At 68.3% G+C, this 25,216-nt stretch carries 25 protein-coding genes and 2 tRNA genes; 12 read left to right on the top strand and 15 right to left on the bottom strand.

Annotated features, from left to right (window positions below; translation table 11 throughout):
- Positions 1-2: 2 nt before the first annotated feature.
- From htpX to MLG87_RS09830, 4 genes are read right to left on the bottom strand one after another with little or no spacing between them, the layout of a single operon-like run.
- Positions 3-842 carry a zinc metalloprotease HtpX gene (gene htpX / locus MLG87_RS09845; protein WP_243295004.1) on the bottom strand — a complete coding sequence of 280 codons (840 nt, stop codon included), beginning with the start codon at positions 840-842 and terminating at the stop codon, positions 3-5.
- Between the two features lie 51 nt (positions 843-893).
- On the bottom strand, positions 894-2,474 hold the full coding sequence (locus MLG87_RS09840) for a PP2C family protein-serine/threonine phosphatase (RefSeq protein ID WP_243295003.1): 1,581 nt from the start codon (positions 2,472-2,474) through the stop codon (positions 894-896).
- A gap of 16 nt (positions 2,475-2,490) precedes the next feature.
- Positions 2,491-2,916, bottom strand: a complete 426-nt coding sequence (locus MLG87_RS09835; RefSeq protein WP_243295002.1) for an ATP-binding protein — start codon at positions 2,914-2,916, stop codon at positions 2,491-2,493.
- A 14-nt stretch (positions 2,917-2,930) separates the two neighbouring features.
- Positions 2,931-3,269, bottom strand: a complete 339-nt coding sequence (locus MLG87_RS09830) for an STAS domain-containing protein (RefSeq protein ID WP_243295001.1) — start codon at positions 3,267-3,269, stop codon at positions 2,931-2,933.
- A 138-nt stretch (positions 3,270-3,407) separates the two neighbouring features.
- On the opposite strand from MLG87_RS09830, the gene MLG87_RS09825 reads away from it, so the two are divergent.
- The 12 genes from MLG87_RS09825 (at position 3,408) to MLG87_RS09770 (ending at position 14,574) form a co-directional block, all read left to right on the top strand.
- A complete protein-coding gene (locus MLG87_RS09825) occupies positions 3,408-4,565 on the top strand; it encodes a hypothetical protein (protein WP_243295000.1) in 1,158 nt (385 codons plus the stop codon).
- Between the two features lie 81 nt (positions 4,566-4,646).
- Positions 4,647-4,940 carry an FYDLN acid domain-containing protein gene (locus tag MLG87_RS09820; RefSeq protein WP_243294999.1) on the top strand — a complete coding sequence of 98 codons (294 nt, stop codon included), beginning with the start codon at positions 4,647-4,649 and terminating at the stop codon, positions 4,938-4,940.
- A gap of 149 nt (positions 4,941-5,089) precedes the next feature.
- On the top strand, positions 5,090-6,025 hold the full coding sequence (locus tag MLG87_RS09815; protein ID WP_243294998.1) for an adenosine deaminase family protein: 936 nt from the start codon (positions 5,090-5,092) through the stop codon (positions 6,023-6,025).
- Positions 6,026-6,313: 288 nt separating this feature from the next.
- Positions 6,314-6,390, top strand: a tRNA-Arg gene (locus MLG87_RS09810).
- Between the two features lie 25 nt (positions 6,391-6,415).
- Positions 6,416-6,500, top strand: a tRNA-Leu gene (locus MLG87_RS09805).
- A 33-nt stretch (positions 6,501-6,533) separates the two neighbouring features.
- Positions 6,534-8,198 carry a trigger factor gene (tig, locus tag MLG87_RS09800; protein WP_243294997.1) on the top strand — a complete coding sequence of 555 codons (1,665 nt, stop codon included), beginning with the start codon at positions 6,534-6,536 and terminating at the stop codon, positions 8,196-8,198.
- A 75-nt stretch (positions 8,199-8,273) separates the two neighbouring features.
- Positions 8,274-8,870 (top strand): ATP-dependent Clp endopeptidase proteolytic subunit ClpP, encoded by a 597-nt coding sequence (clpP, locus tag MLG87_RS09795; RefSeq protein WP_243294996.1) that lies wholly within the window; start codon positions 8,274-8,276, stop codon positions 8,868-8,870.
- Complete coding sequence (gene hisC / locus MLG87_RS09790; RefSeq protein WP_243294995.1) at positions 8,870-9,997, top strand: histidinol-phosphate transaminase; 1,128 nt, start codon at positions 8,870-8,872, stop codon at positions 9,995-9,997. Before clpP ends, hisC begins: the two co-directional genes overlap by 1 nt.
- Before the next feature lie 30 nt (positions 9,998-10,027).
- Complete coding sequence (locus MLG87_RS09785; RefSeq protein ID WP_243294994.1) at positions 10,028-11,686, top strand: RecQ family ATP-dependent DNA helicase; 1,659 nt, start codon at positions 10,028-10,030, stop codon at positions 11,684-11,686.
- 184 nt (positions 11,687-11,870) lie between these two features.
- A complete protein-coding gene (locus tag MLG87_RS09780) occupies positions 11,871-13,322 on the top strand; it encodes a NapC/NirT family cytochrome c (RefSeq protein WP_243294993.1) in 1,452 nt (483 codons plus the stop codon).
- Between the two features lie 35 nt (positions 13,323-13,357).
- Complete coding sequence (cmk, locus tag MLG87_RS09775) at positions 13,358-14,023, top strand: (d)CMP kinase (RefSeq protein WP_243294992.1); 666 nt, start codon at positions 13,358-13,360, stop codon at positions 14,021-14,023.
- Positions 14,020-14,574: a hypothetical protein gene (locus tag MLG87_RS09770; protein ID WP_243294991.1), complete on the top strand. Its 555-nt coding sequence runs from the start codon at positions 14,020-14,022 to the stop codon at positions 14,572-14,574. Before cmk ends, MLG87_RS09770 begins: the two co-directional genes overlap by 4 nt.
- Positions 14,575-14,656: 82 nt before the next feature.
- Here MLG87_RS09770 and cydB read toward each other — a convergent pair whose 3' ends face one another.
- From cydB to MLG87_RS09715, 11 genes are all read right to left on the bottom strand, one after another.
- A complete protein-coding gene (cydB, locus tag MLG87_RS09765) occupies positions 14,657-15,703 on the bottom strand; it encodes a cytochrome d ubiquinol oxidase subunit II (protein ID WP_243294990.1) in 1,047 nt (348 codons plus the stop codon).
- 9 nt (positions 15,704-15,712) lie between these two features.
- Complete coding sequence (locus MLG87_RS09760) at positions 15,713-17,047, bottom strand: cytochrome ubiquinol oxidase subunit I (RefSeq protein ID WP_243294989.1); 1,335 nt, start codon at positions 17,045-17,047, stop codon at positions 15,713-15,715.
- A gap of 290 nt (positions 17,048-17,337) precedes the next feature.
- Entirely contained in the window at positions 17,338-17,748 is a 411-nt protein-coding gene (locus MLG87_RS09755) for an OsmC family protein (RefSeq protein WP_243294988.1), read from the bottom strand.
- Positions 17,749-17,759: 11 nt separating this feature from the next.
- Entirely contained in the window at positions 17,760-18,110 is a 351-nt protein-coding gene (locus MLG87_RS09750; RefSeq protein ID WP_243294987.1) for a rhodanese-like domain-containing protein, read from the bottom strand.
- Complete coding sequence (trxA, locus tag MLG87_RS09745; protein ID WP_243294986.1) at positions 18,110-18,433, bottom strand: thioredoxin; 324 nt, start codon at positions 18,431-18,433, stop codon at positions 18,110-18,112. The genes MLG87_RS09750 and trxA overlap by 1 nt, the downstream gene beginning before the upstream one ends.
- 52 nt (positions 18,434-18,485) lie before the next feature.
- The gene (locus MLG87_RS09740; RefSeq protein ID WP_243294985.1) at positions 18,486-18,650 is read right to left on the bottom strand and encodes a DUF6132 family protein; all 165 of its coding nucleotides are present in this window, start codon (positions 18,648-18,650) and stop codon (positions 18,486-18,488) included.
- Between the two features lie 5 nt (positions 18,651-18,655).
- Complete coding sequence (locus MLG87_RS09735) at positions 18,656-18,868, bottom strand: YgaP family membrane protein (protein WP_243294984.1); 213 nt, start codon at positions 18,866-18,868, stop codon at positions 18,656-18,658.
- 3 nt (positions 18,869-18,871) lie between these two features.
- Positions 18,872-22,183, bottom strand: coding sequence for an efflux RND transporter permease subunit (locus MLG87_RS09730; protein ID WP_243294983.1), 3,312 nt, complete (start codon positions 22,181-22,183; stop codon positions 18,872-18,874).
- Positions 22,173-23,222: an efflux RND transporter periplasmic adaptor subunit gene (locus MLG87_RS09725; RefSeq protein WP_243294982.1), complete on the bottom strand. Its 1,050-nt coding sequence runs from the start codon at positions 23,220-23,222 to the stop codon at positions 22,173-22,175. Before MLG87_RS09725 ends, MLG87_RS09730 begins: the two co-directional genes overlap by 11 nt.
- A 77-nt stretch (positions 23,223-23,299) precedes the next feature.
- On the bottom strand, positions 23,300-24,583 hold the full coding sequence (locus MLG87_RS09720; RefSeq protein WP_243294981.1) for a TolC family protein: 1,284 nt from the start codon (positions 24,581-24,583) through the stop codon (positions 23,300-23,302).
- An 80-nt stretch (positions 24,584-24,663) separates the two neighbouring features.
- Positions 24,664-24,993: an ArsR/SmtB family transcription factor gene (locus MLG87_RS09715; RefSeq protein WP_243287650.1), complete on the bottom strand. Its 330-nt coding sequence runs from the start codon at positions 24,991-24,993 to the stop codon at positions 24,664-24,666.
- Positions 24,994-25,216 lie beyond the last annotated feature (223 nt).

Raw genomic sequence — 25,216 nt, 5'->3', positions numbered from 1 at the left:
CGTTAGCGGGCCTCGATGGGCATGCGCCGCAGGCGCTCCACCCGGACCTCCATGGGGGGATGGGTGGAGAAGAGGCTCATGAGGCCGCCCCCGCTCAGGGGGTTCACGATCATCATGTGCGCCGTGGCGGGCTCGGCGGACGCCATGGGCAGCTGCTGGTTGTAGGCCTGCAGACGCTCCAGGGCCGAGGCCAGCATGTCCGGCCGGCCGGTGAGGTGGGCGCTGTAGTCGTCCGCCAGGTACTCGCGGGAGCGACTGACCGCCATCTGGAGCAGGATGGCCGCCAGGGGGCCCAGGATCATGATGGCGATGCCCGCCAGGGGGTTGGAGCGGCCCTCTTCGTCGCGGGGCGAGATCCAGAAGGCCATCCGGGATAGGAACATGATGGCCTGGGCCAGCACGGCCGCCAGGCTGCCGATGAGGATGTCCCGGTGCTTCACGTGGCCCAGCTCGTGGCCGAGGACGGCCTCCAGCTCGGGCCGGCTGAGGATGCGCATGATGCCCTCGGTCACCGCCACCACGGCGTGCTCGGGGTTGCGGCCCGTGGCGAAGGCGTTGGGGGTGTCCTCGGGGATGATGGCGATGCGGGGCGTGGGCAGGCCGGCGCGCTGGGCCAGGTTGGCCACGATGGCGTAGAGCTCGGGAGCCTCGGCCTGGTCCACCACCTTGGCGCCGTAGCTCGCCAGCACGATCTTGTCGGAGAAGAAGTAGCTGATCCCGTTCATCACGAGACCGATGGCCAGCGCCAGCACCATGCCGGACTGCCCGCCGAAGTAGCCGCCGATCCACACCAGCAGGCCCGTCATGGCCACGATGATGAGAAGGGTTTTCGCCTGGTTCATGAAGTTGCCTCCAGGTACCAGGATACGAAAGGAATCAAGCGCCCCAGTCCTTTAGGCGCCAGGTAGGCCCATGCGCTTGACGACCACCAGGGTCACGTCGTCCCGGAACCGGCCGTCCTCCAGGTGCTGGAAGGCCTCCACCAGCAGGGCCTCGAACAGCTCCTCCGCCCCCGCCCGCGGTCGCCGCAGGATGACGTCGGCCAGGCGCCCGTCGCCCAGTTCCTCGCCGGCGGCGTTTTCCGCCTCCACCAGGCCGTCGGTGAAGATCACCAGCGCGTCGCCCGGTTCCATGGAGGCCCGGCCCTCGGCGAAGGCGGCCCCGGGGAGCAGGCCCACCATGGGCCCCGTGGGGGCCAGCCGGACAACCTCGCCGCTGGCCCGCACCACCAGGGGCGGGTTGTGCCCCCCGTTCACGAACCGGAGATCGCCGGTCAGGGGATTGAGGCTCGCGGCGAACAGGGTGGTGTAGCGGTTGCCGTCCCGCACGTCGTTCATGCGCCGGTTCAGGCGCTCCGCCAGCTTGCCCCAGTCCTGCACGCGCCGGCCCCCGAGGGCCCGGAGGAAGGCGGAGAGCTGGGTCATCATCAAGGAGGCCGGGAGGCCCTTGCCGGAGATGTCGCCCACGGCGATGTGGAGCCGCTCGCCCAGTTCCTCGTCGCGGGCCATCCACAGGTCGTAGAGGTCGCCGCCCACCGCCTGGTAGGGCAGGTTCGCGGCGGCGCACTGCCAGCCGCTGGGCTCGGGAAGCGCCTTGGGGAGGAGGCGGCGCTGGATGTCCCGGGCCAGGTCCAGGTCCTTCTCCAGGCGCTCGGCCTGGCGGCGGGCCTCCCGGAACTCCAGGTTCGAGAGCTGGGAGGAGGTGAGGTTCAGCAGGGTGTGCAGGAAGACCTCATCGTCATCCGACAGCTTCCCCACCGCCGGATCCGCCGCATAGGCGAAGCCGTGGCTGTGGTCCTGGTCCTGCAGCTCGACGGCGTGGACCAGCCCCTTCGCCTCCACCAGCTCATGGAGGGCATCGCCTTCCAGCACCCCGGGAACGGTGCCGAGCCCCTTCGCGTGCAGCACGTTGCCCTGGGCATCCACCACCAGGAGGCGCATGATCCGGAACTCGCCCATGAGCGTGTTGGCCATGAGCCGGACCAGGTCCTGCCGGGTCTCCACCTGGCCCAGGTTGCGGGTGAGCTCGAACACCGTGTTCAGGCGGGAGAGCTGCAGGGCCAGGGCCTGGTTCTGGGAGCTGCGCACGGCCTCGGCCCGGCGCCAGGCCAGCAGCGGGGCGCTGATGGACAGCAGCAGCGGTACGGCCCCCGGCGGCTCCTCGGCGCGCAGCACCAGGTGACCGTAGACCTCCTCGCCATAGGCCCAGGGCAGGACCTGCCAGCCCTCGCCCGGGTGGGTGGGGAAGGCCGGCGCCGCCCCCCGCAGGAACAGCCACTTGCCGCCGTCCCACAGGCCACCCTGCCCCGTCTTGGCGATGCCCATGGCGGTGATGCCCACCAGGTGGACGAGGTCCTCCTCCGTGCCCTGGTCCGGAAAGGTCTCCAGGAAGTCGATGAGCGGGAGCAGCTCCTGGGCCCCTTCCGGGATCTTCAACGCCAGCTGGCGGAGACGGTCGAAGGGGTTGGTCGGCATGGGGGCAGACCCGGCGTCAGTCCAGCTTCTTGATCAGACAGCACTCGTTCCGGCCGGAGACCTCGTCCGCCTTGAACCGCACCTCGTCCATGAACCGGCTCATGAGCAGCAGGCCGAGACCGCCCTTCCGGGGATGCTTGATGTATTCCTTGGGATCCGGCAGCACCACCTGGTCGCCGCGGAGGCCCTGGCCGGAATGGAGGATGTGGATCTCCAGCGCCTGCTCGGTGAACCGCAGCTCCAGCTCGACGCTATGCTCCCCCTCCCCGTGGTAGGCGTGGAGGATCACGTTGGTCACGGCCTCGTCCACGGCGATGCTCACCTTGGCGGAGGTGGCGTCGTCGAGGCCGGCCACCAGCGACGCCCGCTTGGCCAGGCCCGTCACCAGGTTCAGGTAGCGGGTCTGACTCGGGATCACGAGTCGGAACTCGGCTGGCTCCATGCTGACCGCCACGCTCACCCCTTCCGCTCGGGCGCGACCGCGGCGAGCGCCTGGTCCTCATCGCCGAACACGCGGTAGAGCTGGGTGAAGCCGAGGGTGTCGAAGATCGTGAAGACGTTCGGCTGGAGATCGGACAGGAGGATGTCCCCCTGGTGGTCCCGGACCGTCTCGATGAGGCCCATGATGGCCCCCAGGCCGGCCGAACTGATGTAATGGAGATCCCTGCAGTTGAGGAGGATGGTGTACCGTCCGTCGCGGACCAGCCCCTCCAGGGCCTCCTCGAACTCCCGGACCGTGTGGGCGTTGATGAAACCAGCCGGAAGCAGGATCGCCACATCGCCGGACTGTCTCATCGCAATGGAAAGATCCGCCATCCGCCATCTCCAAGGAACCTGGGCCATCCTATCGGTTCCCCAGGGCAAATACCAGCAGGCGAGGTTCCCACCCGAACTTGGGATACCCTGGATCCGAACCTTTCACCCGAGCCCCCCATGAGCGCCGCCCGTCCTGAGGACCAGCCCATCCACGCCGCCCTCCGTGGTCTGGTGGAAAACTGGGTGAACCAGAAGAACCAGAGCCTGCTCGAGGAAGTCATCGCCACCTGGCAACTGGCCATGGACCGGTTCCATCCCGACGACGCGCTGATCGAGAAGCTCCGCCAGGCCATCCCGGCCCAGGCTTCGGCTGAAACAGAAGGGGGCGGGGTCCTGGGGTCCATGGCCGCCTTCTCCTCCGCCCTCGACCTGGTTGAAGGCGCCCCCTCCCAGAGCGACCTTCTGAAGCGCCTTCTGGACGGCCTGGAGCCTCTGGTGGAGCGCAGCGCCCTCTTCATCGTCAAGCAGGGGCTGGCCTCCCTGTACGCCCATCGGGGCTTCGAGGCGGGCGCCCCCCTGAAGCCGGGTGCCGTGGTGCCCCCCCCGGACCTGGAGTCCGTGATCCAGGGCCTGGGCCGCTCCCTGAGGAAGAAGGGCGCCGGCTATTCGGCCCTCGTCTCGGTGCTCAGTTCTTTCGAGGCCGCGGACCTGGTCGTCCTGCCCCTGCGCCACAAGCGGAAGACCGTGGCCCTGCTGCTCGTGGACAGCGGCCTGCGCCAGAAGATCGACCACCCCGAGCTGATCCGGGCCCTCGTACTGGCGGCCTCGGCCGCCCTGGCAGGCCTCGCGGCCGGGAAGGATGAGCCCGCCCACGCCCTGCCTCCACCCACGCCAGCCGCCTTGCCGCCTTCAGCCGCGCCTCCCTCCGCTCTGCCGTCATCAGCCCTGCCGCCACTGACCCCGCCGCCGGCTTCGCTCCAGCCGCTGCCCCCCCTTCCCAGCAGCCACTCGAGCGCCCCCACGCAGATGGTGCCCGAACCCATCGAAGCCCCCGTGGCGCTGGACCTGGACCCCAAGACCCGAGCCGCCGCCGAGCGGCTGGCGCGGGTCCTGGTGGGGGACGTGGAGCTCTATTTCCCGACCAAGGTCGCCCAGGCCCAGACCCACGGCAACCTGTATGGGCTGCTCCGGGAGGAACTCGAGCGGAGCCGTGCCACCTTCGTGGAGCGCTTCGGAGAAGACGTCGAGGCCCACCACCGGATTTTCACCAGCACAGTCGTGAACCAGTTGTGTGAAGGCGATGCCTCCAAGCTGGGACCGGCCCCCTGGGCCTGAGATCTCCCACCATAAGAAGTGACAACGGGATCAGAGTCTGGTAGAACCTTGTTCCTTTGGGCATGGGCGAGGAACAAGTCAATGGCGGATCTCGGCAAGAAGTTCACGTGTTTCCAATGCGCGACGAAGTTCTACGACTTCGGCAAGCCGGAGGCGGTCTGTCCCAAGTGCGGCGCGAACCAGAAGGCCGCTCCGGCCAAACCGCGCGCCGTGAAGAAGGAGAAGAGCGTCCATGTCATCGAGGACGACTTCACCGCCGAACCTGAGGCCGAGAACCTCGAAGAGGCCTTCAACGAGAGCGGCGTGCCCCTCGAGCGGGGCCGCGGCGAGGGCTTCGATCCCGGCGACCTGCGCATGGACGACTACGACGAGTAGGCGAACCCCGCCGGGTCGCGAGACAGGCTGCCGCGCAGCCTGACGAGCGAGGATCCGGCGAGCGGCGAGCATAGCAACCAGGTTGGCCTTCGTCTCAATCGTGAGCAGGCTGCACCTCGCGCCCGACGAGCGGTGAGCATAATGTCCGGGTGAGCCCAACCGCCCCCATTCCCTTGATCGATCGGCATACGCACCTGGAGGGCGCCCTGGATCCGGCCTGGGTCCGGAGCGAAGCGGGGCGGCGCAGGCTGGCGCTGCCGGGACCGCTGGAAACCTTGTGGTCCGGTGGCTCCGTGCCCTTCGAGGGATTCATCGAGGCCTTCCTCTTCGGCGCCACGCTGCTGGACAGCCGGGAGGCCGTACGGGAGGCCGTGCGGGCCGTGGCCCGGCGGACGCGGGCCTGTGGCGGGTCGGGTTTCGACCTCTGGGCCTCGCCCCACTTCCTCGTGGTCCACCGCGGCCAGATCAGCCTCGACGCCTTCTGGCGCGGGGTGGCGGAGGGCCTGGCCGAGGCCGCGGTCCAGGGTGTCTCGGGCTGCGTGGTGGTGGACGCCGTGAACCACTTCGGCCCCAAGCACGGCCACTCGGTCCTCGACCTGGTGCTGCCGGAGCTGCCCCCCTTCGTGAAGGGCTTCTCCACGGGCGGCCTGGAGGGCAGTCCCTTCCGCGACTGGGCCCCCGTCTTCGACCGGGCCCGGGCCGCGGGCCTGCGCGTCGCCGCCCACGCGGGCGAGAACGGGCCGGGTTCGAACGTGCGCGAAGCCGTGCTGGAGGGTGGCGTGGCCCGCATCGTCCACGGCATCCGCGCCGACGACGCCACCCTGGACCTGCTGGCGGGGCGGCACATTCCCGTCGACATCTGCCCCACCTCCAACCGGGCCCTGGCCGCCGACGTGGCGCCCCATCCCCTGCCGCGGATGCTGGCGGCCGGTGTGCGCTGCGCCCTGGGCACGGACGATCCCGGCGTGACCCCCTGCGACCTCGGCACCGAAGCCGCCGCAGCCCGGACCATGGGGCTGGACGCCACCGCCCTGGAGACTCTCCGCCGGAATGGCGCCGAGGATGCCTGGTGCCTCCAGGCCTGACAAACCCAGGGGGCGAAGCCAGGGGGTCTTCCCGGTAGACCCGCATGCCCTCCTCGCCGGATCCTCGCTCCATGGCCTGCCCCGCAGGCCATTCCGCGATCCGGCGGTCGGCCCAGTGCGCGCCCGGCTCCGGCCTCCGCGAGCGAGGCGAGCGGGAGGACGCGCCAAAAGGCGCGTCCGATAGGCCACGGGCGAAGCTGGATAGAGCCTTCAGCATCCGGCGCTCTATCCAGCCAACCCGGGGGTCGAAGCGCCCGGGTGATCCAGGTAGACTAGGGGATTCGGTGCGCGCCCATAGCTCAGCTGGATAGAGCATCAGGCTTCGAACCTGAGGGTCGGGCGTTCGAGTCGCTCTGGGCGCACCACCGGCAATGACAATTCGGCAACCCTGCGAGCGTGGCGGAACTGGTAGACGCACTGGATTTAGGTTCCAGCGGTTCACACCGTGTCGGTTCGAGTCCGACCGTTCGCACCACATCGCATGACCCCCGCATCACACGGAGCATCCATGTCCGCCACCCTGCATCACCAGTCCCCCACCCGCAAGACCGTCGAAGTGACGGTGCCCGCCGCCGAGGTGAGCGCCACCTTCAACGAGGTGGTGGCGAAGATCGCGCCGAAGGTCCGCATCCCCGGCTTCCGCCCCGGCAAGGCGCCCCGGCCCGTCCTGATGCAGCGCTACGCCCGTGAGATCCAGTCCGACGTGGCCCAGCAGCTGGTGGAGAAGCACTTCTGGAAGGCCGCCCAGGAAGCCGGCGCCCTGCCCATCTCCCATCCCTCCCTGGAGAAGCTGGACCTGAAGGAGGGCGCCGACGCCGTCTTCCGGGCTCAGTTCGACGTGGCCCCCGAAGTGGCCCTGCCGGACTACAAGGCCATGGCCCTCACCAAGAAGAAGCGTGCCATCGACGAGACCACCGTCGCCGAGCACCTGGAGGGGCTCCGCCAGCGGGCCACCAAGCTCCTGCCCGTGGAGGACGGCGCGGTGGCCGAGGGCCTCGTCGCCACCTGCGACATCCGCGTGAAGCCCCAGGGCCTCAAGGCCCAGACCTACCAGGACCAGGTGCTGGAGATCGACGGCAAGCGTCCCTTCGACGCCCAGATCCTCGGCATGAAGGTCGACGAGAAGAAGGCCTTCAACCTCACCCATCCGGATGACGACGCCAACAAGGTCCTCGCCGGCAAGACCCTGGCCTACGAGGTGCAGGTCAAGGACATCCGTCGCAAGGAAGTGCCCGTCCTGGGCGACGACTTCGCCAAGGACATGGGCGCCTTCGAGAACCTGGAGGCCCTGAAGGCCGCCGTGAAGAAGGACCTGGAAGAGGCCTCCGAGCGTGACGCCGTGGCCCGTCTCCACGCCAACATGCTCGACACCCTGCTGGAGGCCGCGCCCTTCGAGGTGCCCCGCTCCATGGTGGCCCTGCAGCTTGATGACTACTGCCAGGAGTTCGCCCAGCACGTGGCCCGCCAGGGCATGGACCCCAAGAAGGTGAACTGGCAGGGCTACCGCCAGTACCGCCTCAACGACGCCGAGCGCGCCGTCCGCAGCGGCTACCTGCTCCAGGCCATCGGCAATGCCGAGAATATTGAGGTGCCCGAGGCCGACATCGACACGGAGATCCGGAACTTCATGGCCGAGAACCAGGTGCAGCAGCCCTTCGAGGCCTTCAAAGCCGAGCTCGAGCGCCGCGGCAACACCACCGAGATCAAGGGCCGCCTCCGCACCGACCGCATCTTCACCCATCTGCTCGCCACCGCCAAGGTCACGGAGGAGCAGCTGGACAAGGCGGCCTTCGAGGCCCTGGTCGAGCTGGAGCGCAAGCGCGAGGCGGGCCTTCCCGTGAACCGCTTCGACGCCGGCGGCCTGGAGGGCGGCGACCTGGAAGGCCAGGAGGGTGGCGAGCCCGCTGCGGTGGCCCCGGCCGGCCACGTCCACGGCCCCGATTGCGACCACGACCATGATCACGGTCACGAGCATGGCCACGAGGAGGAGGCGGCTCCTGCCAAGAAGCCTGCAGCCAAGAAGGCCAAGTCCGAGCCCGAGGCCGAGGAGAAACCCAAGAAGGCCGCCAAGAAGGATGAGCTCGCCGCTGAGAAGCCCAAGAAGGCCGCGGCCAAGAAGGACGAGCCCGCCGAGGACAAGCCCAAGGCCAAGAAGCCCGCGGCCAAGAAATAGCGGTCTGCGCAGACCACCCAGAGAAGGCGCCCCATGGCGCCTTCTTGCTATCCTGATGAGCCAGCCGGAGGGCCCATGCCCAGCAGCTACTATCCCCCCATCGTCATCGAGCAGACGCCGCGCGGCGAGCGCAGCTACGACATCTATTCGCGCCTGCTGAAGGACAACATCATCTTCCTGGGCACGGCCATCGACGACAACGTGGCCAACGCCATCGTGGCCCAGATGCTCTTCCTCGAGAGCGAGGACCCGGACAAGGACATCCAGATCTACATCAACAGCCCCGGCGGGAGCGTCACCGCGGGCCTGGCCATCTACGACACCATGCAGTTCGTGAAGAACGACATCGTCACCTACTGCATCGGCCAGTGCGCCTCCATGGGCGCTCATCTCCTGGCCGCGGGCACCAAGGGCAAGCGCTTCGCCCTGCCCAACGCCCGCATCATGATCCACCAGCCCAGCGGCGGCGCCCAGGGCCAGGCCACCGAGATCGAGATCACCTTCAAGGAGATCCAGCGCCTGAAGGAGAACCTGGCCGCCACCTTCGCCAAGCACACGAACCAGCCCCTGAAGAAGGTCATGAAGGACATGGACCGCGACTACTTCATGGGTGCCGAGGAGGCGCTGGAATACGGCATCGTCGACAAGGTCCTCTCCGAACGGCCCGCCTGATGAACACCAGCCTTTCCGCCCTTCCCGCCTTCGAACACCTGGCGCGGATCCCGCTCTACGTCCCCGGCAAGCCCATCCAGGAAGTCCAGCGCGAGCTGGGCCTCACCTCCATCGTCAAGCTCGCCTCCAACGAGAACCCCTGGGGCCCCACCGATGCCGTGAAGGCCCGGGTGGCCGCGGTCATCTCCGGCTCCGAGTTCGAGGGCCTGGGCCTCTACCCCGTGAGCGACGGCTACTACCTCCGCCAGCGCATCGCCGAGCGCAAGGGCCTGGACCTGGACCGCGTGGTGCTGGGCAATGGCAGCAGCGAGATCCTGGAGATGGTGGCCAAGGCCGCCTTCCTGGATGGCGGCAGCTCGGTCATACCGAAGCACAGCTTCGCCATCTACGGCATCGCCACCCAGACGGCCGGCGGCCGCGTCATCGAATCCCGGGCCTCGGCCACGGAGCTGGACGTCGACGACATCCTGCGCTCCGTGGCGGCGGATACCCGCCTCGTCTACCTCGGCAATCCCAACAACCCCACGGGCATCCGCCTGGAGAGGTCCGAGCTGGAACGCCTGGTGCGAGAGCTTCGGGAGGACATCGTCCTCGTGGTGGACCAGGCCTACGCCGAGTACGAGGATCCCGCCACGTACCCGGATGCCGCGGCCTACCTGGACCAGCGCCCGAACCTGCTGGTTCTCCACACCTTCTCCAAGATCCACGCCCTGGCCGGACTCCGCATCGGCTACGGGCTCGGGTCCAGGGAGATGATGGGGTTCCTGGAGCGGGTGCGCAGCCCCTTCAACACCAACCACCTGGCCCAGGCCGCCGCCGAAGTGGCCGTGCAGGACCTGGCCTTCGAAGCATTCTCCCGCCGGAAGAACACCGAGGCCCGCGCGGCCTTCGTGCTGGAAGCCGCGAAGCACCGCTGCCAGACCTCGGGCACTTCGGGCAACTTCATCCTCCTGGAGACCGCCTTCCCGGCCGCCGAGCTGTTCAAGGAACTGCTCCAGCGCGGCGTGATCGTGCGGCCCATGCAGGGCTACGGCCTGCCCAACCACATCCGCGTGACCTTCGGGAAGCCCGAGGAGATGGAGGCGTTCTGGAAGGCCGCGGGACCGCTGCTTGACGGCGGCTGCTGAGTGGCGCAGGTTCCAGACGAGATTGAGCGATTGCGCGCCCTGCTCGCGCAGGGTGCGCATGGGGAATGCCGGGAAGGGCTGGCGCGGCTGCGGGCCCGCTACCGCACCGAGCCCGGAGCCTTTGATGCTGAAGCCATCGCAGCGCTGAAAGGCTTGGCGGCAGGACTGGAAGCCCCGCCGGATCTGGAGTCCGCCCTCAAGGCCACCTTCGGCTACACTTCCTTCCGACCTGGGCAGCGGGCCATCATCGAGGCGGTGATGGCGGGTCGCGACGTGGTGGGCATCATGCCCACGGGCGCCGGCAAGTCCCTCACCTTTCAGCTGCCCGCGCGGCTGCTGGGCGGCGTGACCCTGGTGGTGTCGCCCCTCATCGCCCTCATGAAGGACCAGGTGGACGCGCTGACCGAGGCCGGGCTCCGCGCCACCTTCCTCAACTCCAGCCTGGACGCCGACGCGCGCCGCGAGCGCATCCGCGCCCTCAAGAACGGCGAGCTGGAGCTGGTGTACGCGGCGCCCGAGGGCCTCGAGCTCTACCTCGCCGACCTGCTCCGCGAGGTGGATCTGCGCCTCATTGCCGTGGACGAGGCCCACTGCATCAGCCACTGGGGCCACGATTTCCGTCCCGCCTACCGCACCCTGGCCGGCCTCAAGCGGCGCTTCCCGGGCGTGCCCGTCCTGGCCCTCACAGCCACGGCCACGCCCGAAGTGCGCCGCGACATCGCGGAGCAGCTGGAGATGCGGAAACCCGTCGAAGTGCAAGGCTCCTTCTTCCGCCCCAACCTGCGCATCAGCGCCTACCGCAAGGGCGCCGAGGGACTGCCGCCCGTGCGCGAGGCCCTGCTGCGGCTCGTACTGGCGCGGCGCGGCGAGAGCGGCATCATCTACTGCCTGTCGCGCAAGGCCGTGGAGGGCACGGCGGCCTTCCTGCGCGACGAGGGCGTCCTCGCCGCCGCCTACCACGCGGGCATGGACGCCACGGCGCGCTCCGCGGCCCAGGAGGCCTTCCAGCGGGACGATGTGGATGTCATCGTCGCCACCGTCGCCTTCGGCATGGGCATCGACAAGAGCAACATCCGCTACGTCATCCACCGCGACATGCCGAAGAGCGTGGAGGGCTGGTACCAGGAGATCGGCCGAGCTGGCCGTGACGGCGCCGACGCCGACTGCGTCATGTTCTACGGCTGGGGCGACGTGCTGAGCTACGACCGCTTCACGGACGGACTGGAGGCGAACCTGGCCCAGGGACAGCAGCGGCAGACCCGGGACCTCTTCCGCCTGGCGGATGCCACGCGCTGCCGCCACCAGGCCCTGCTGGCCCACTTCGGGGAGCGCATGGAGCCTTGCGGAGCCTCCTGCGATGTCTGCTCCGGGGCGGATCCTCTGGAAGCCGCGCCGAAACCCGGCAAGGCCAAGCGCGGCTCGCCGCGCGGCAGCCGCCCACCCCTGCCCGAGGGCCCCGTGGATGGCGAGGAGGCGCTCTACCGGGACCTGAAGGCCCTGCGGAAGCAGCTCGCCGATGTCCGGGGCGTTCCCGCCTACGTGATCTTCAGCGACGCCACCCTCCAGCAGATGGCCCGGTTCCGGCCCGCCACGGAAGCCGAATTCCTGGCCCTGAGCGGCGTGGGGCCGAAGAAGCTCCAGCAGTACGGCGAGGCTTTCCTCCGTCTGCTGCGAGAAAAGACGATCTAATGGTAACCTTCCAGTGACCTGGGCCTCTGTCACAACCTGGAACGACCCCCGTTGATATCAAAGGAGATAAGACCTCCTCAACCCTGCCCTGTCTTGCGGCTGATCCCGGAGGAATTTAGGGTGGGATGAGGCATTGCCCACTCGGGTGTCATTTGTCTTTCCCCCACGTCGCGGAGGTGGATCCATGAGCTTGAAAGAACGCATCAGAGACCTCGCCAGGCTCTGCTTCCAGCTGGGGAACAACTGGATCACCCTGCTGGGCGTGGCCCTGACGACCAGCTCGGCCTTCACGCTCGTCTGGTTCTGGTTCATGGAGCTGACCAGCCCCCGGGCCATCCACCCCTACGTCGGCATCCTGCTCTTCCTCGCCCTTCCCGCCATCTTCCTCGTGGGCCTGGTCCTCATCCCCGTGGGCATCCTCCGGGTGCGCCGCCAGCGCCGCCTGTCGGGCGAGGCTCCCACGCCCCTGCAGAAGGTGGACTTCACCCAGCCTGGCATCCGCCGCCTGCTGCTGGTGGTGGGCGCCCTCACCTTCATCAACGTCGGCATCCTCGGCACCGCGGGCCTCAAGGGCGTGGAGTACATGGACTCCAACCGCTTCTGCGGCCTCACCTGCCACACCGTGATGAGCCCCGAGTACACCGCCTTCCTGAACTCGCCCCACTCCCGCGTGGGCTGCGCCCAGTGCCACATCGGCCACGGCGCCCCCGCCCTGGTGCGCGCCAAGATCTCCGGCACCCGCCAGCTCTTCGCGGTGGCTTTCGGCACCTACTCGCGCCCCATCCCGAGCCCGGTCGAGCACCTGCGCCCCGCCCGCGAGACCTGCGAGCAGTGCCACTGGCCCCAGAAGTTCACGGACGACAAGCTGCTGATCCGCACCAAGTTCGCGGATGACGAGGCCAACACCCCCTCCACCAGCATCCTCCTGCTGAAGATTGGCGGACACACGCCGAACGGCACCACGGGCATCCACGGCCGCCACCTGGACGCCATGGAGCGCATCAGCTACATCAGCACGGACCACCGCCGCCAGGAGATCCCCAAGGTCACCTACCGCGACGACAACGGCCAGCTCGTGGAGTACGTCACCGACGACTACAAGAAGCTCACGCCCGATCAGCTTGCCAAGGCCACCGAGCGCAAGATGGACTGCATCGACTGCCACAACCGGCCCACCCACACCTTCGAGCTGCCCGACCGCGCCGTGGACAAGTCCATGGCCAAGGGCCTCATCGCCACCGACCTGCCTTATATCAAGAAGAAGGCGGTGGAGCTGCTGAAGGTCGAGTACGCCAGCCAGCAGGAGGCGGGCTCGAAGATCGTTCTCGGCATCAACGAGTTCTACCGCACCACCTACCCTGACGTGTTCAAGCACAAGCGGGCCCAGGTAGACGCGGCCGCCGAGGCTGTGAAGGCCATCTACATGCGCAACGTGTTCCCCGAGATGAAGCTCACCTGGGGCACGCACCCGAACAACATCGGCCACGAGGAGGCCGTGGGCTGCTTCCGCTGCCACGACGGCAGCCACACCGCCACCGATGGCCGCACCATCAAGGGCGATTGCGATACCTGCCACACGATCCTGGCCCAGGACGAGAAGGATCCCAAGGTCCTCAAGGACCTCGGCATGAAGTAATGGCAAGGGCGGGAGCGGTCCCGCAGAATGAAGGCATGACCGCTTCCGCCCTTCCCCTGATCGCGATCGACGGCCCGTCCGGCGTGGGAAAGTCCACCACAGCCCGACGGGTCGCCGCGCGTCTGGGCTGGCAGTACCTCGACACCGGCGCCATGTACCGCGCCGCCGCCCTGGCCCTCCAGCGCGCGGGCCTGTCCCTGGCGGACCGCCCCGCACTGGAACGCCTCCTGGCGAGCCTGGACCTCGCCCAGGAAGGCACGCGCATCTTCCTCTCCGGCGAGGACGTCAGCGAGGCCATCCGCAGCCAGGAGGTCACGCGCGGGGTGACGCCCGTGAGCGCGGATGCCCGCGTGCGCGAAGTGCTGGTGGAGCAGCAGCGCCGCATCGGCGCCTCCGGTCGCTGGGTGGTGGACGGCCGCGACATCGGCACGGTGGTTTTCCCTGGCGCCTGTTGCAAGATCTTCCTCACCGCCAGCCCCGAGGCCCGCGCCCGGCGGCGCTTCCTCGAGCTGGAAGCCAAGGGCCAGGCTCCAAAGTTCGAGGAGGTGCTTGCCGATCAGCGCCGCCGCGACGAGGCCGACAGCACCCGCGCCGTGGCGCCCCTGCGGAAGGCCGTGGACGCGGTGGAGCTGGATTCCAGCGCCATGAGCCTCGACCAGGTGGTGGACTGGATCGTGGCGAGGCACCTGGCGCATCCGTGACGCCCCTTCTGGAACTGCTGGCCGAGGCCTGGGAGGCCGAGTGGCAGCCCGTGGGAACCGCCGCCCTGACCGGCGTCTCCGTGGGCTTCCTCCTGCTCGCCGTTCTCGCGATCCGCGCCGACCAGGGCTGGATCCCGCTGCTGGACAGCGTGAATCTGGTGTTCCACGAAGCCGGCCATCCCATCTTCGGCCTCCTGGGCCGGGAGGTCCTGACCATCCTCGGCGGGACCTTCATGCAGCTCCTGGTGCCCCTGGTCGCGCTCGGGACCTTCTGGCTGCGCCGGGATGCGGTGGGCACCGCGGCCACGGGCATCTGGGCCTTCGAGAACCTCCTGAACATCGCGCGCTATGTGGCGGACGCCCGCGCGCAGGCTCTCCCGCTGGTGGGTGGAGGCGAGCACGACTGGGCCACGCTGCTGGGGCGCTGGGGCCTGCTGGCCCAGGACACGACGCTGGCCCGCGGGCTCCAGGGCCTCGGCTGGCTCGGCATGGTGGCCTGCTGGGCCTGGCTGGCCTGGCGGTGGCACCGGAGCCGGCCGGGCCACGCCTAGGGGCACACGCCTTCATCCTTGCCCACCTCAGGAAAAAGGGCGCCTCCCGGCGCCCATTTTCCTGAACCACGCAGAAACCAGGTCAGTAGCCCTCGCCCTCCGCCGCCGCCTTCACCTTCCCCCGATGGAAGCGGAAGAGGAAGGTGAGGTAGCCGATGGCGATGGGGAAGCCGATGAGCCACCAGACCAGGCCCGCGCGGAGGCCGTGGGAGCCCACGCTGGCATTGAGGGCCGTCAGGTCGAACTGGGGGTCGAGGGTGGATCTCAGCATCACCGGGTAGACGCAGGCCGCGCTGGCCGCGAGGAGGCCGAGGATGAAGGCCCCGGACCCCAGGAAGGCCATCAGGAACCGCTCCCGCTTGAGACCCACGAACACCAGGCCCAGGCCCGCCAGGAAGATCAGGGAGGCCACCCAGCCCAGCGGGGCCTGGGGGAGGCGATGGAAGATGCCGGGATTCACGGCCGAGGTGGCGTAGCTGGCCACGATCCACAGGACCAGCACGACGCCCCACAGCTTCATGCCGAGCCCCTTGGCACGGTCGTGCACGGCGCCCTCCGTTTTCCAGGCCAGGAACAGGGCGCCATGGCCGGCCACGGTCACCAGGGCGAACACCCCGATGAGGACGGTGTACCAGTCGAGGATGCCGGGTTGGGGGCCCTGGCGGAAGTTCGTCCAGAGCGCCATCTCGAAGTAGCCGCTCCCGTCCACGGGCACGCCCCGGAGGACATTGCCCAGGGCCGCGCCGAACAGGATGGGGAGCAGCACGCTGGAGAACGCGAAGGCCCCGTCCCAGAAGTGCCGCCAGAGCCCGTCCTCCAGATGGGACCGGAACTCGATGGAGATGCCGCGGGCCATCAGGCACCAGACCACCAGCCAGATGGCGAGGTAGAAGCCCGAGAAGCCCGAGGCCAGCACCTTGGGGAAGGCGAGGAACATGGAGCCTCCCCCCGCCAGCAGCCAGACCTCGTTGCCGTCCCACAGGGGGCCGATGGCGCCCAGCACCTCGCGGCGTTCCTCGTTGGTCTTGGCCACCACCAGGTGCAGGATGCCGGCGCCGAAGTCGAAGCCGTCCATCACCACGTAGATCGCGACCATCACGGAGACGAGCCAGAACCAGAGCATTTCCATGGCAGCCTCCTAGGCCTTCTGGGAGTGGGAGACGGGGCCGTGGGCGATCTCCCGGCCGATGAGGAAGAGCCACAGGACGCTCAGCACCACGAAGATGCCGGCGAACCCGAGCGTCGTGAACGCGGTGTGGCCCGCGTTCACCGTGGGGGAGCCGCCCTGGACGGTGCGCAACAGGCCGTAGATGAGCCAGGGCTGGCGGCCGAACTCGGCCACCGCCCAGCCCGCGGCCGTGGCGATGTACGGGAAGGGGAAGGCCAGCATCAGCACCCAGAGCATGGGGCGCGCCGTGTCGAGGCGGCTCTTCCAGAGCAGCAGGGCGGCCAGGCCCATGATCGCGATCATGATCGTGCCCAGGCCCGCCATGATGTGGAAGCTGTAGTAGAGCAGCTCGATGTTCTGCGGCCACTGGTCCTCGGGGAACTCGAGCAGACCCTTCACGTTGCTGGAGAAGCTGCCGTAGGCGATGAAGCTCAGTACCGCGGGCAGCTGGATGGGATTCTCGATCCGCCGCTGGGCCACGTTGGGCTGGCCCACCAGGGTGAGGTTGGCGCGGGGCCCGCTCTCGAAGCGGCCCTCCATGGCCGCCAGCGTGATGGGCTGGTACTTCGCCACGAGCTTGCCGGAGATGTCTCCCGTGGGGAAGGCCACGAGCACGCTGAAGATCAGGCCCATGATCGTGCCCGCTCGCAGGTTCAACCGGGCCTGCTCCGGATGGATGCCCTTGAGGGTCCAGTAGGCGCCGATGGCCGCCACCACGAAGGAAGCCGTCACCACGGAGGCGATCATGTTGTGGGCGTACTGGCCCAGCGCCCAGGGGTTGAGCACGAAAGCCCAGAAGCTGGCCAGCTGGAGGCTGCCGTCGGCGGCATGGGTGTAGCCCACGGGATGTTGCAGGAACGCATTGGTGGCAATGATGAAGTAGCCCGAGAGCCAGCTGCCGATCCACAGCGCCAGGGCGGCCCCGAAGTGGCCCTTCGGCGAGAGCTTCTTCTCGCCCCAGATCAGCATCCCCAGGAAGCTGCTCTCCAGGAAGAAGGCGAACATGCCCTCCATGCCCAGGGTCTGGCCGATGATGCCGCCGGAGAAGCGCGAGAAGGCGGCCCAGTTCGTGCCGAACTGGAACTCCAGCGGAATGCCCGTCACCACGCCCACGGCGAAGTTGATGCCGAAGATCTTGATCCAGAAGCGGGCCGCGTCGTTGTAGCGCGCCTCGCCGGTGCGGAGGCCCATGGCCTTCAGCACGACGATCACCAGGGCGAGACCCATCGTCAGCTGCGGGAAAAGGTAGTGGTAGGTCGCCGTGAAGCCGAACTGCAGCCTGTGCCAGAAAAGCGGATCACCCATGGTTTCTCCCGGAATGAATGGCCTGCGACGCCTCTGGATCCCTGATGCGCGGCCAGTATCCCACGCCGGCGCGGGAGGGGCTCACCCAAAGAGCTGAAACCAAACGGGAAACCGTCGGTGACGGAAATCACATTGTTTTCAATAGTCTTAAATCGTTATTTAATCATATTCTATTCGCATCCCAGCGCTGGACCGCTCGCGGTTCCGGAAAGCTCAGGGGTAGGGGAGGCGGGCCCGGGGTGGGCCCGCCGTTTTTATGGTCGATCCTCCGTGCCGGCTTCAACCGCCGGTCAACCCTCGACCACGATCTCTGAGGTGATGGGCACGGTCGGGCGCAGCATGGCGGAGACCCCGCAGTAGGTCTCCTCGGACAGCTTCACGGCGCGCTCCAGCTTGTCCATGGGCAGGTTCCTGCCCCGGAACACATAGCGGACATGGATGCCGGTGAAGGTCCGGGGATGCTCCTCCCGGGCCTCGGCGCTCACCTGCACCTCGAGGCCGTCCAGCTTCACGCGCATCTTCTCGAGGATGCTCACCACGTCGATGGCGGTGCATCCGCCGAGCCCGGCCAGGACGAGCCCCTTGGGCCGGGGCCCCTTGGTGGGCGCCCCGTCACCAGCCGGCACGTCGATGTGGTACTGGTGGCCTTCCTGGTCCACCTGGAACGTCAGACCCGATTCCCAGCGGACATGGGCTTCCATGGAAGTTCCTTTCAGGGGAGGAAGGTGGCGATGCGGCGCCAGGAGCCGAGGTTGTGGACCTCCTTGAAGCCCTTGCGCTTGAGGATGGAGGCGGCGAACCCGCTCCGGCTGCCGCTCTCGCAGCAGAGCAGCACCGGGCGCGCGGGATCCAGCTCCTTCGCGCGCAGGTCCAGCTGGTCCGCGGGTATGTTGATGGCCTTCGGGTGCGAGGCGGTGCGGAACTCGCCGGTGGTGCGGACGTCCACGATCTGGGCCCCCCGCTCCAGCAGGGCCTTCACGTCCGCCGCCGAGGCGGAGCGACGGCTCCACAGCAGGTAGCCGATGGCGGCCACCGGGATGAGGTAGATCCAGTACTCGGCCATCAGGCACCCGCCTGCTGGAGGGCCGCCAGGAGTGCATGCGCGGACTGGACGCCCACCATCCGGCTCAGGATGCGTCCGTCCTTGAGGACCACGAGCGTGGGGATGCTCTGGACGCCGAACTGCCCGGCCAGCAGCGGCTCCTCGTCCACGTTGACCTTCGCCACGACGGCCTTCGCGCCCGCGGTCCTGGCGACCTCCTCGAGGATGGGGCCCTGCATACGACAGGGACCGCACCAGGGAGCCCAGAAGTCGATGAGCACCGGGTTCTGGTGGGAAGAGACCTTGTGGAAGGCCTCGGTGGTGAGATGGATGACGTCGGACATGGCGACTCCGGAAATGGACAGGAGGAGAGGCGGCCGAGGCCGCCCGCGGGGCCTACTTGGCCGCGGCCCAGAGCAGGCCCATCACGGCGCCGTACGTGATGGCGCGGAGGGGCGTGGCGGTGAGCGGGCAGGTTCCGGTGCTGCAGCCCACCAGCCGCTGGTAGACGTAGCCCAGGACCCCGCCGACCGCGAGACCCAGGAGGATGCGGAGGGCCATGGGCTTCACTGGCAACATCCCACGCCCTGCCCTTCGGGCACGCCGAGCTTGCGCAGGATCGTGGACATGAGGCACCAGTTGGTGAGGCCACTCTGGAGCAGGTTCGCGCCCACGAAGACGGTGAACCAGATCCAGTTCGGGTTGTGGAACTTCGCCAGGGCGAGGCTCAGCAGGATGAAGGTGCCGGCGACGGTGTGGACGATGCGATCGACGTTCATGGATCACTCCTTTTCGGCGGCAAGGGCCGCCTGGCGTTGCAGGTTGGCCGCGTGGCCACGGCGGGCCACGACGTAGTAGAGCACCGGCACGGCGATGCGGGACAGCAGGGTGGCGGCCACTTCGCCCGCCATGAGGCTGATGGCCAGGCCCTGGAAGATGGGGTCCGCCAGCATGACGGCGCTCCCCACCAGCACGGCGGCGGCGGTCAGCAGCATGGGGCGGAACCGCACCACGCCGGCCTCCTCCACCGCGGATTCCAGCGACATCCCCTCCTTCAGCTTCAACTCGATGAAGTCCACGAGGATGATGCTGTTGCGGACGATGATGCCGGCGCCGGCGATGAAGCCGATCATGCTGGTGGCCGTGAAGAAGGCGCCCATGAGGCCGTGGGCGGGGATGATGCCGATGAGGGAGAGCGGGATGGGCACCAGGATCACCCAGGGGATCTCGAAGCTCTCGAACCAGCCCACCACCAGGACGAAGATCAGCACCAGCACGGCGGCGAAGGCCATGCCGAGGTCGCGGAAGACCTCGAGGGTGATGTGCCACTCGCCGTCCCACTTCATGATGAGGTTCTCGGTGTTTTCGGGATGGGCCAGCCCGAGACGCTCGACCTTCGCGCCGCCGGTGCCCTTGAGGGCGTCGATCTTCTTGTTCAGCGCGGCCAGGGCGTAGACGGGGCTCTCGATGGTCCCCGCCAGGTCGGAAAAGACGTAGGTGACGGGCATCAGGTTCTTGTGGTGGATGACCGGGGCCTCGGTCCCGTCCTTCACCGTCACCAGCTCCCTCACGGGCACCATGCCCCGGGCTCCCGGGACATAGAGCTGGAGGATCTGATCCAGCCGCTGGCGCTTCTCGGAGGGGAGTTGCACCACCACGGGCACCTGGCTGGAGCCGCGCAGGACGTGGAAGGCCCCGACGGTGTGGCCGTAGCCCGCCATGTAGAGCGTCTGGATGACACTTGCCGGGGCCACCCCATGAAGGGCCGCCTTCTCGCGGTCGAGGACGAGGCTGATCTTCGGCGAGGTCGGATTCAGCGTGGAGTCCACATCCACGATGCCGTCCACGCTCTTGAAGGCGCCGAGGACTTCCCCGGCCAGGCGGGTGCGTTCGGCATCGGAAGGCCCATAGATCTCGGCGACGATGGTGTCCATGACCGGCGGGCCGGGCGGGATCTCCACGAGCTTCATGCGGGCCCCCGCCGGCTTCGAGATCTTCTCGAGCTCGGGGCGCAGGCGCACGACGATGTCATGGCTCTGCTCCTTCCGGTCGCCCTTGGGCACCAGGTTCACCTGGATGTCGACCATCTCGGCCGCCTGGCGGAGGAAGCTGTGGCGCACCATGCCCACGAAGGTGAAGGGCGCGGCTTCGCCCGCGTAGACCTGCACGTCCTTGACCGTGGCGTCCTTCAGCAGGCGGCGGGCGATGTCCTGACCGGCGGCCAGGGCGTCCTCCTTCGGCGTCCCGGCCGGCAGGTCCAGCTGGACCATGAACTCCGACTTGTTGTCGAAGGGCAGCATCTTGACCTTGACCACGCCGAAGCCCACCAGGGACATGGCCCCCAGGAGCAGGACGACGACGCCGGCGAAGAAGGCCCACCGGACCTTGGGCCGGGTCAGCAGGGCGTGCATGGAGGTCCGGTAGATCCGGGTGAACCGGGTCTCGGGCACCTCGTCAGGACCCCGGTGATGCTGGGCCGGTTCGGGAGCCGCCTGGTCGGGATGGCCGGGATGGAGGCCCGTGACATCCATGTCCGGCAGGTGCGCCTCCTTGCGGAACACGATGAGGCTGGCCCAGGGGCTGATGACGAAGGCGATGACCAGGCTGAAGATCATGGCCAGGCTCGCACCCACGGGGATGGGCCGCATGTACGGTCCCATGAGGCCGCGCACGAAGGCCATGGGCAGGATGGCCGCGATCACCGCGAAGGTGGCGAGGATCGTGGGATTGCCCACCTCGTCCACCGCCTCCACCACCATGCGCGCGAAGGTCTTCTTCTGGCCGGGAAGATGCAGGTGCCGGTGGATGTTCTCCACCACCACGATGGCGTCGTCCACCAGGATGCCGATGGAGAAGATGAGCGCGAAGAGCGTGACGCGGTTCAGCGTGTAGCCGAAGAGGTAGGTGATGAGCAGGGTGAGGGCCAGGGTGACCGGCACGGCCACGCCCACCACCACGGCGCTGCGCCAGCCCATGGCCAGCAGGATGAGCGCGATGACGCTGAGGGTGGCGATGAGCAGGTGCTCGATCAGCTCATTGGACTTGTCGCCCGCCGTCTCGCCGTAGTTGCGGGTGACGGCCACCTTCAGGTCGCGAGGGATGAGGCTTCCACGCAGGGCTTCCACCTTGGTGAGCACCTGTTCCGCCAGGGCCGCGGCGTTCGCCCCGGCCCGCTTGGAGAGGGCGATGCTGACGGCGGGCTCGAAGCCAGGCCGCGCCGCGTCGGCGAAGAGGACCATGGGCGGTTCGGATTCGGGGGCGTCCACCACCTTGGCGACATCCGCGAGGTAGACGGGCTTCATGTTCCGCACGCCCACCACGAGGCGGCGCAACTCGGAGGCCTGGAGCACGAAACCGGTGGCCTCGAGCTCCGTGCGCTTGCCGTGGTCCACGAGCGCGCCCGCGGGCAGCTGGGCTTCGGCGGCCTGGAGGGCCGGCTGGAGCTCGCCGATGGACATGTTGAGGGACCGGAGACGATCCGGATCCGGCTCGATGCGCACCATGCGTCGGGCGCCGCCGACCACCTTCACCTGGGCGGTGTTCGGCACGTCGGACAGCTCGCGCGCCAGGACCTCGCCGACCTGGCGGAGCTGGCCGGGCGTCTGCCCGGAGCCGGCCTCGCCGTGGAGCGTGAGCACCAGGAAGGGCACATCGTCGATGGTCTGGAGCTTGATGATGGGCTTCATGGCCCCGGGCGGCAGGATCTGCGGATTGGCCGCCAGCTCCTGGTAGATCTTTACCAGGCTGGGCTCCTGGGGCTCGTTCACCTTGAAGCGCACGGTGATGAGCGCCATGCCCGGCATGCTCGTGCTGTAGAGGTACTCGACGCCGGGGATGCCCCAGAGGCGGCGCTCCAGGGGCGTGGCGACCTGGCTCTCGATCTCCTTGGGGCTCGCGCCCGGGTAGGGCACATAGAGGTCGACCATCGGGACGATGATCTGGGGCTCCTCCTCCCGCGGCGTCAGGACCACGGCGAGGACGCCCAGCAGCAGCGAAGCCAGGACGATGAGCGGCGTCAGCTTGCTGCGGAGGAAGCCCTTCGCCAGCCGCCCGGCCAGGCCGAGCTTCAGCTCGCCTTCCTGGTTACTTGCCATGGCTCACCCCGCCCTTGGTACGGTCCGAGGGGGACCGCCTGCTCGCTTCGCTCGCGAAGTCCCCCTCGGAGCCCCCCACCTGCTGCTTCGGCGAAGCCGCAGCAGCAGCTCCGATTTCGACAGGCTGGCCATCCTGGAGCGCGCCGGGATGGTCGATGACCTTCTCGCCCTCCTTCAGGCCCGAGCGGACGGGCAGGAAGTTCCCCTCGCCTTCGCCCAGGGAGAGCCAGCGCAGCTCGGCATGGCCGTCCTTGGCCACGAAGACGCCGGTGAGTTCGCCGCGCTGCACGAGGGCAGTGCGGGGCACGGAGAGGCCCTGGGTGACTGCCTTCACGCCCGGCACCTGGATGCGGGCGAAGGAGCCCTGGCGGAGCCCCTTGGGCTTGAGCACCTTGGCCCGCAGGGTGCCCTTGTGGCTGTACGGATCGCCACCGGGGGCCAGGCCGGTGATCTGGGCCTCGCCCTGGACGCCCTCGGTTTCGAAGGTCACCTTGGAGCCGGTCTTCAGGCCCTTGGCTTCATCCTCGGACACGGTGGCGACCAGTTCCTGCTCGCCGTCGCCCACCAGCTCCAGCAGCGGCATGGCGGGTCCCACGAAGTCGCCCTCGTTCACCTTGCGGGACTGGACCACGCCCGAGAACGGTGCGCGGATCTGGGTGTAGGCGATGTTGGCCTTGATGGCGGCCACGCCGGCCTGGGCCTGGGCCACCTGGGCCTGCACCTGCTCCAGCTCGGAGGGGGTGGCGGCCTTCTGGGCCTGGAGGGCCTGGATGCGGCGGTGGTGGGCCTCAACCGTGGCCAGGCCAGTCTCCGCGGCCTTCAGCTGGCCCTGGAGGTCCTCGTCGCCGAGGGAGATCAGCAGGGTGCCCGCGGACACCCGCTGGCCTTCCTGGACCAGCACGCGCTTCACCTGGGCGGCCATGCGGGTAGACATCGTGGCCGTGCGGCTGGACTGCAGCGTGGCAGCCACCCAGGCACCGCCTTCCGGCGCGCGGCCACCCACCAGGGACACGGCGACCCGCGGCAGTTCCTTTTCCACTCGGGAATCCCGCTTGCTCCCGCAAGCGAGAGTCCCGAGCAGCGCTGCCCCCAAAGTCAGAGACACAACGACGGTCTTCATGGCTTCACTCCTTCGATGGGGGTGCCGGTGGCGAGATCCAGGCTGGCGCGGCTCACGCGAAGATCGAACAGGCTCTGGAGGATGAGGGTGCGGGCGCCCTGCACGGCGGCTTCCGCGTCCAGCACTTCGATGAGAGGGGCGAGGCCTTCTTTGTGGCGGGCCTCCCGCAGGCGCTTGGACTCCTCGGCGGCGGCCAGGGATTCCTTCGCCGCGGCGTAGCGGGCCTGGGCGGCGAGGACGCCTTCCCTGGCCACGCGGATCTCGTGCTCGGCCTGCTGCTGCTTGAAGTCCCGCATCTCGCGGGCGGCGCGCTCCTGGGCGCGGGCGGCCCGGGCCTTGGCCTGGTCCGGCGCGGAGAACACCTTCCACTTCACGCCCACGCCGGCCCAGGTCCAGTTCCCCTTGTCGGACCAGGAATGGTGGAGGGTGCCGGCTCCCAGCTCCAGCCCCACTTCCGGCAGCATGCTGCCCCTGGCGGCCTTGGCGCCTTCCGCGGCGGCCTTGGCCTGGAGATCCGCAGCCACCAGGTCGCCGCGGCGGCTGACCGGAAGGTCGGTGGAGGGATCCGTGGGCTCTAAGGGCGTGGCCAGGCGACCTTCCACAGGGCCTGTTCCCGTGAGCAGGCCCAGCCCCGAACGGGCGGCACGCACCTGCTTGGTGACGTCGGCCTTCTGGGCGTCGATCTGGGCGTGGAAGGCCTTGAGACGCTGGAGCTCGGATTCCAGCATCAGGCCCTGCTTGACGCGGGCCCCCACGAAGTCCTCCATGCCCTGGATCCAGGTCCTGGAATCCTCCACCCACAGAAGAGCCTGCTCCGCCACCTGGGTGCCGAAGTAGGCCTCCACCACCGCCTGGGCCGCCTCCTGCTTCCGGCGCTCCTGGCTGGCCACCTCGGCCTGGGCCATGAAGTCGCCCGCCCGCCGGGCGGCGGTGATCCGCCCGCCGGTGTAGAGGGGCTGCTGGAGTACGGCCGAGCCGCCGTAGGCGCCGATGGCATCCGGGTGGTTCAGGCTGTCGGGGTTGAAGTCCGCCGCGGCGATGCGGGCCTGATTCAGCTTGATGCCGAAGGCCATCATGGGCTCGTTGGTGCGGATCCCCTGGGCCTGGATCGTGAGGCTCGGCAACCGGAGGTCGCGGGTGCCCTCGGCTTCCGCCTGGCGGGATTCCACCATGGCCTGGCCCGCGCGGAGGCCGGCCTGGTCGCGCCAGGCCTTCCGGATGCTGTCGGCCACGGTCAAGCCCTCCTGCGCCAGGAGGCTTCCCCCCGACAGCAGCGCCAAGCTCAATCCCGTTATGGCTTTAATGTTCATAAAGGAATACTCCTAAGCAAAAAAAAGCAACTGCATATAAAAGCATTCGTTCATTTAAGGGCCTTGTAGGTCATCTTCGCACGGTCGGTCACATGACCGCACACTAGGTCGCAGAGCTCGCCCACCAGGGGCATCACGGGGGTGAAGTACACCGCATTGCCCTCGGGCTCGCGGGTCACTAGGCCCACGCGCACGAGGCAGGCCAGATGCTTCGAGGCATTGGCCTGGGACAGGCCCGAGGCCTCGGCCACGGCCCCCTGGCTGAGGGGCCCCTTGTTGTCGAGGAGGGAACGGAGGATCTTCAGGCGGGAGGCGTCGCCCAGGGCGCTGAACAGGCCGCTCACTTCTTCGATCATGGGATTGCTGAGCTGGTGATTCACGACTTCAACTCCATGCGACTATGATCATTCGGTTTCAGCCTTTGTCAACCCCGAAAGGCAGATCCCACTGGAAAACTGTATATCCATCGGATCATTCAGCAACCGACATTCCACCGCCCTGCCGGCCTTGGCGGCGATTCGTGATGGACATCATCCCTTGATCGGGAAAATCCACCCGGAGGTCCTCCGAGCTCCCCCGCCGGTCCGCGATGCTAGGCTGAGG

It is taken from the genome of Geothrix mesophila, from assembly GCF_022808835.1.
GTDB classification, from domain to species: domain Bacteria; phylum Acidobacteriota; class Holophagae; order Holophagales; family Holophagaceae; genus Geothrix; species Geothrix paludis.
Note: the sequence above shows the minus strand (reverse complement) of the source record. Positions and strands in the feature narration are given on the sequence as shown.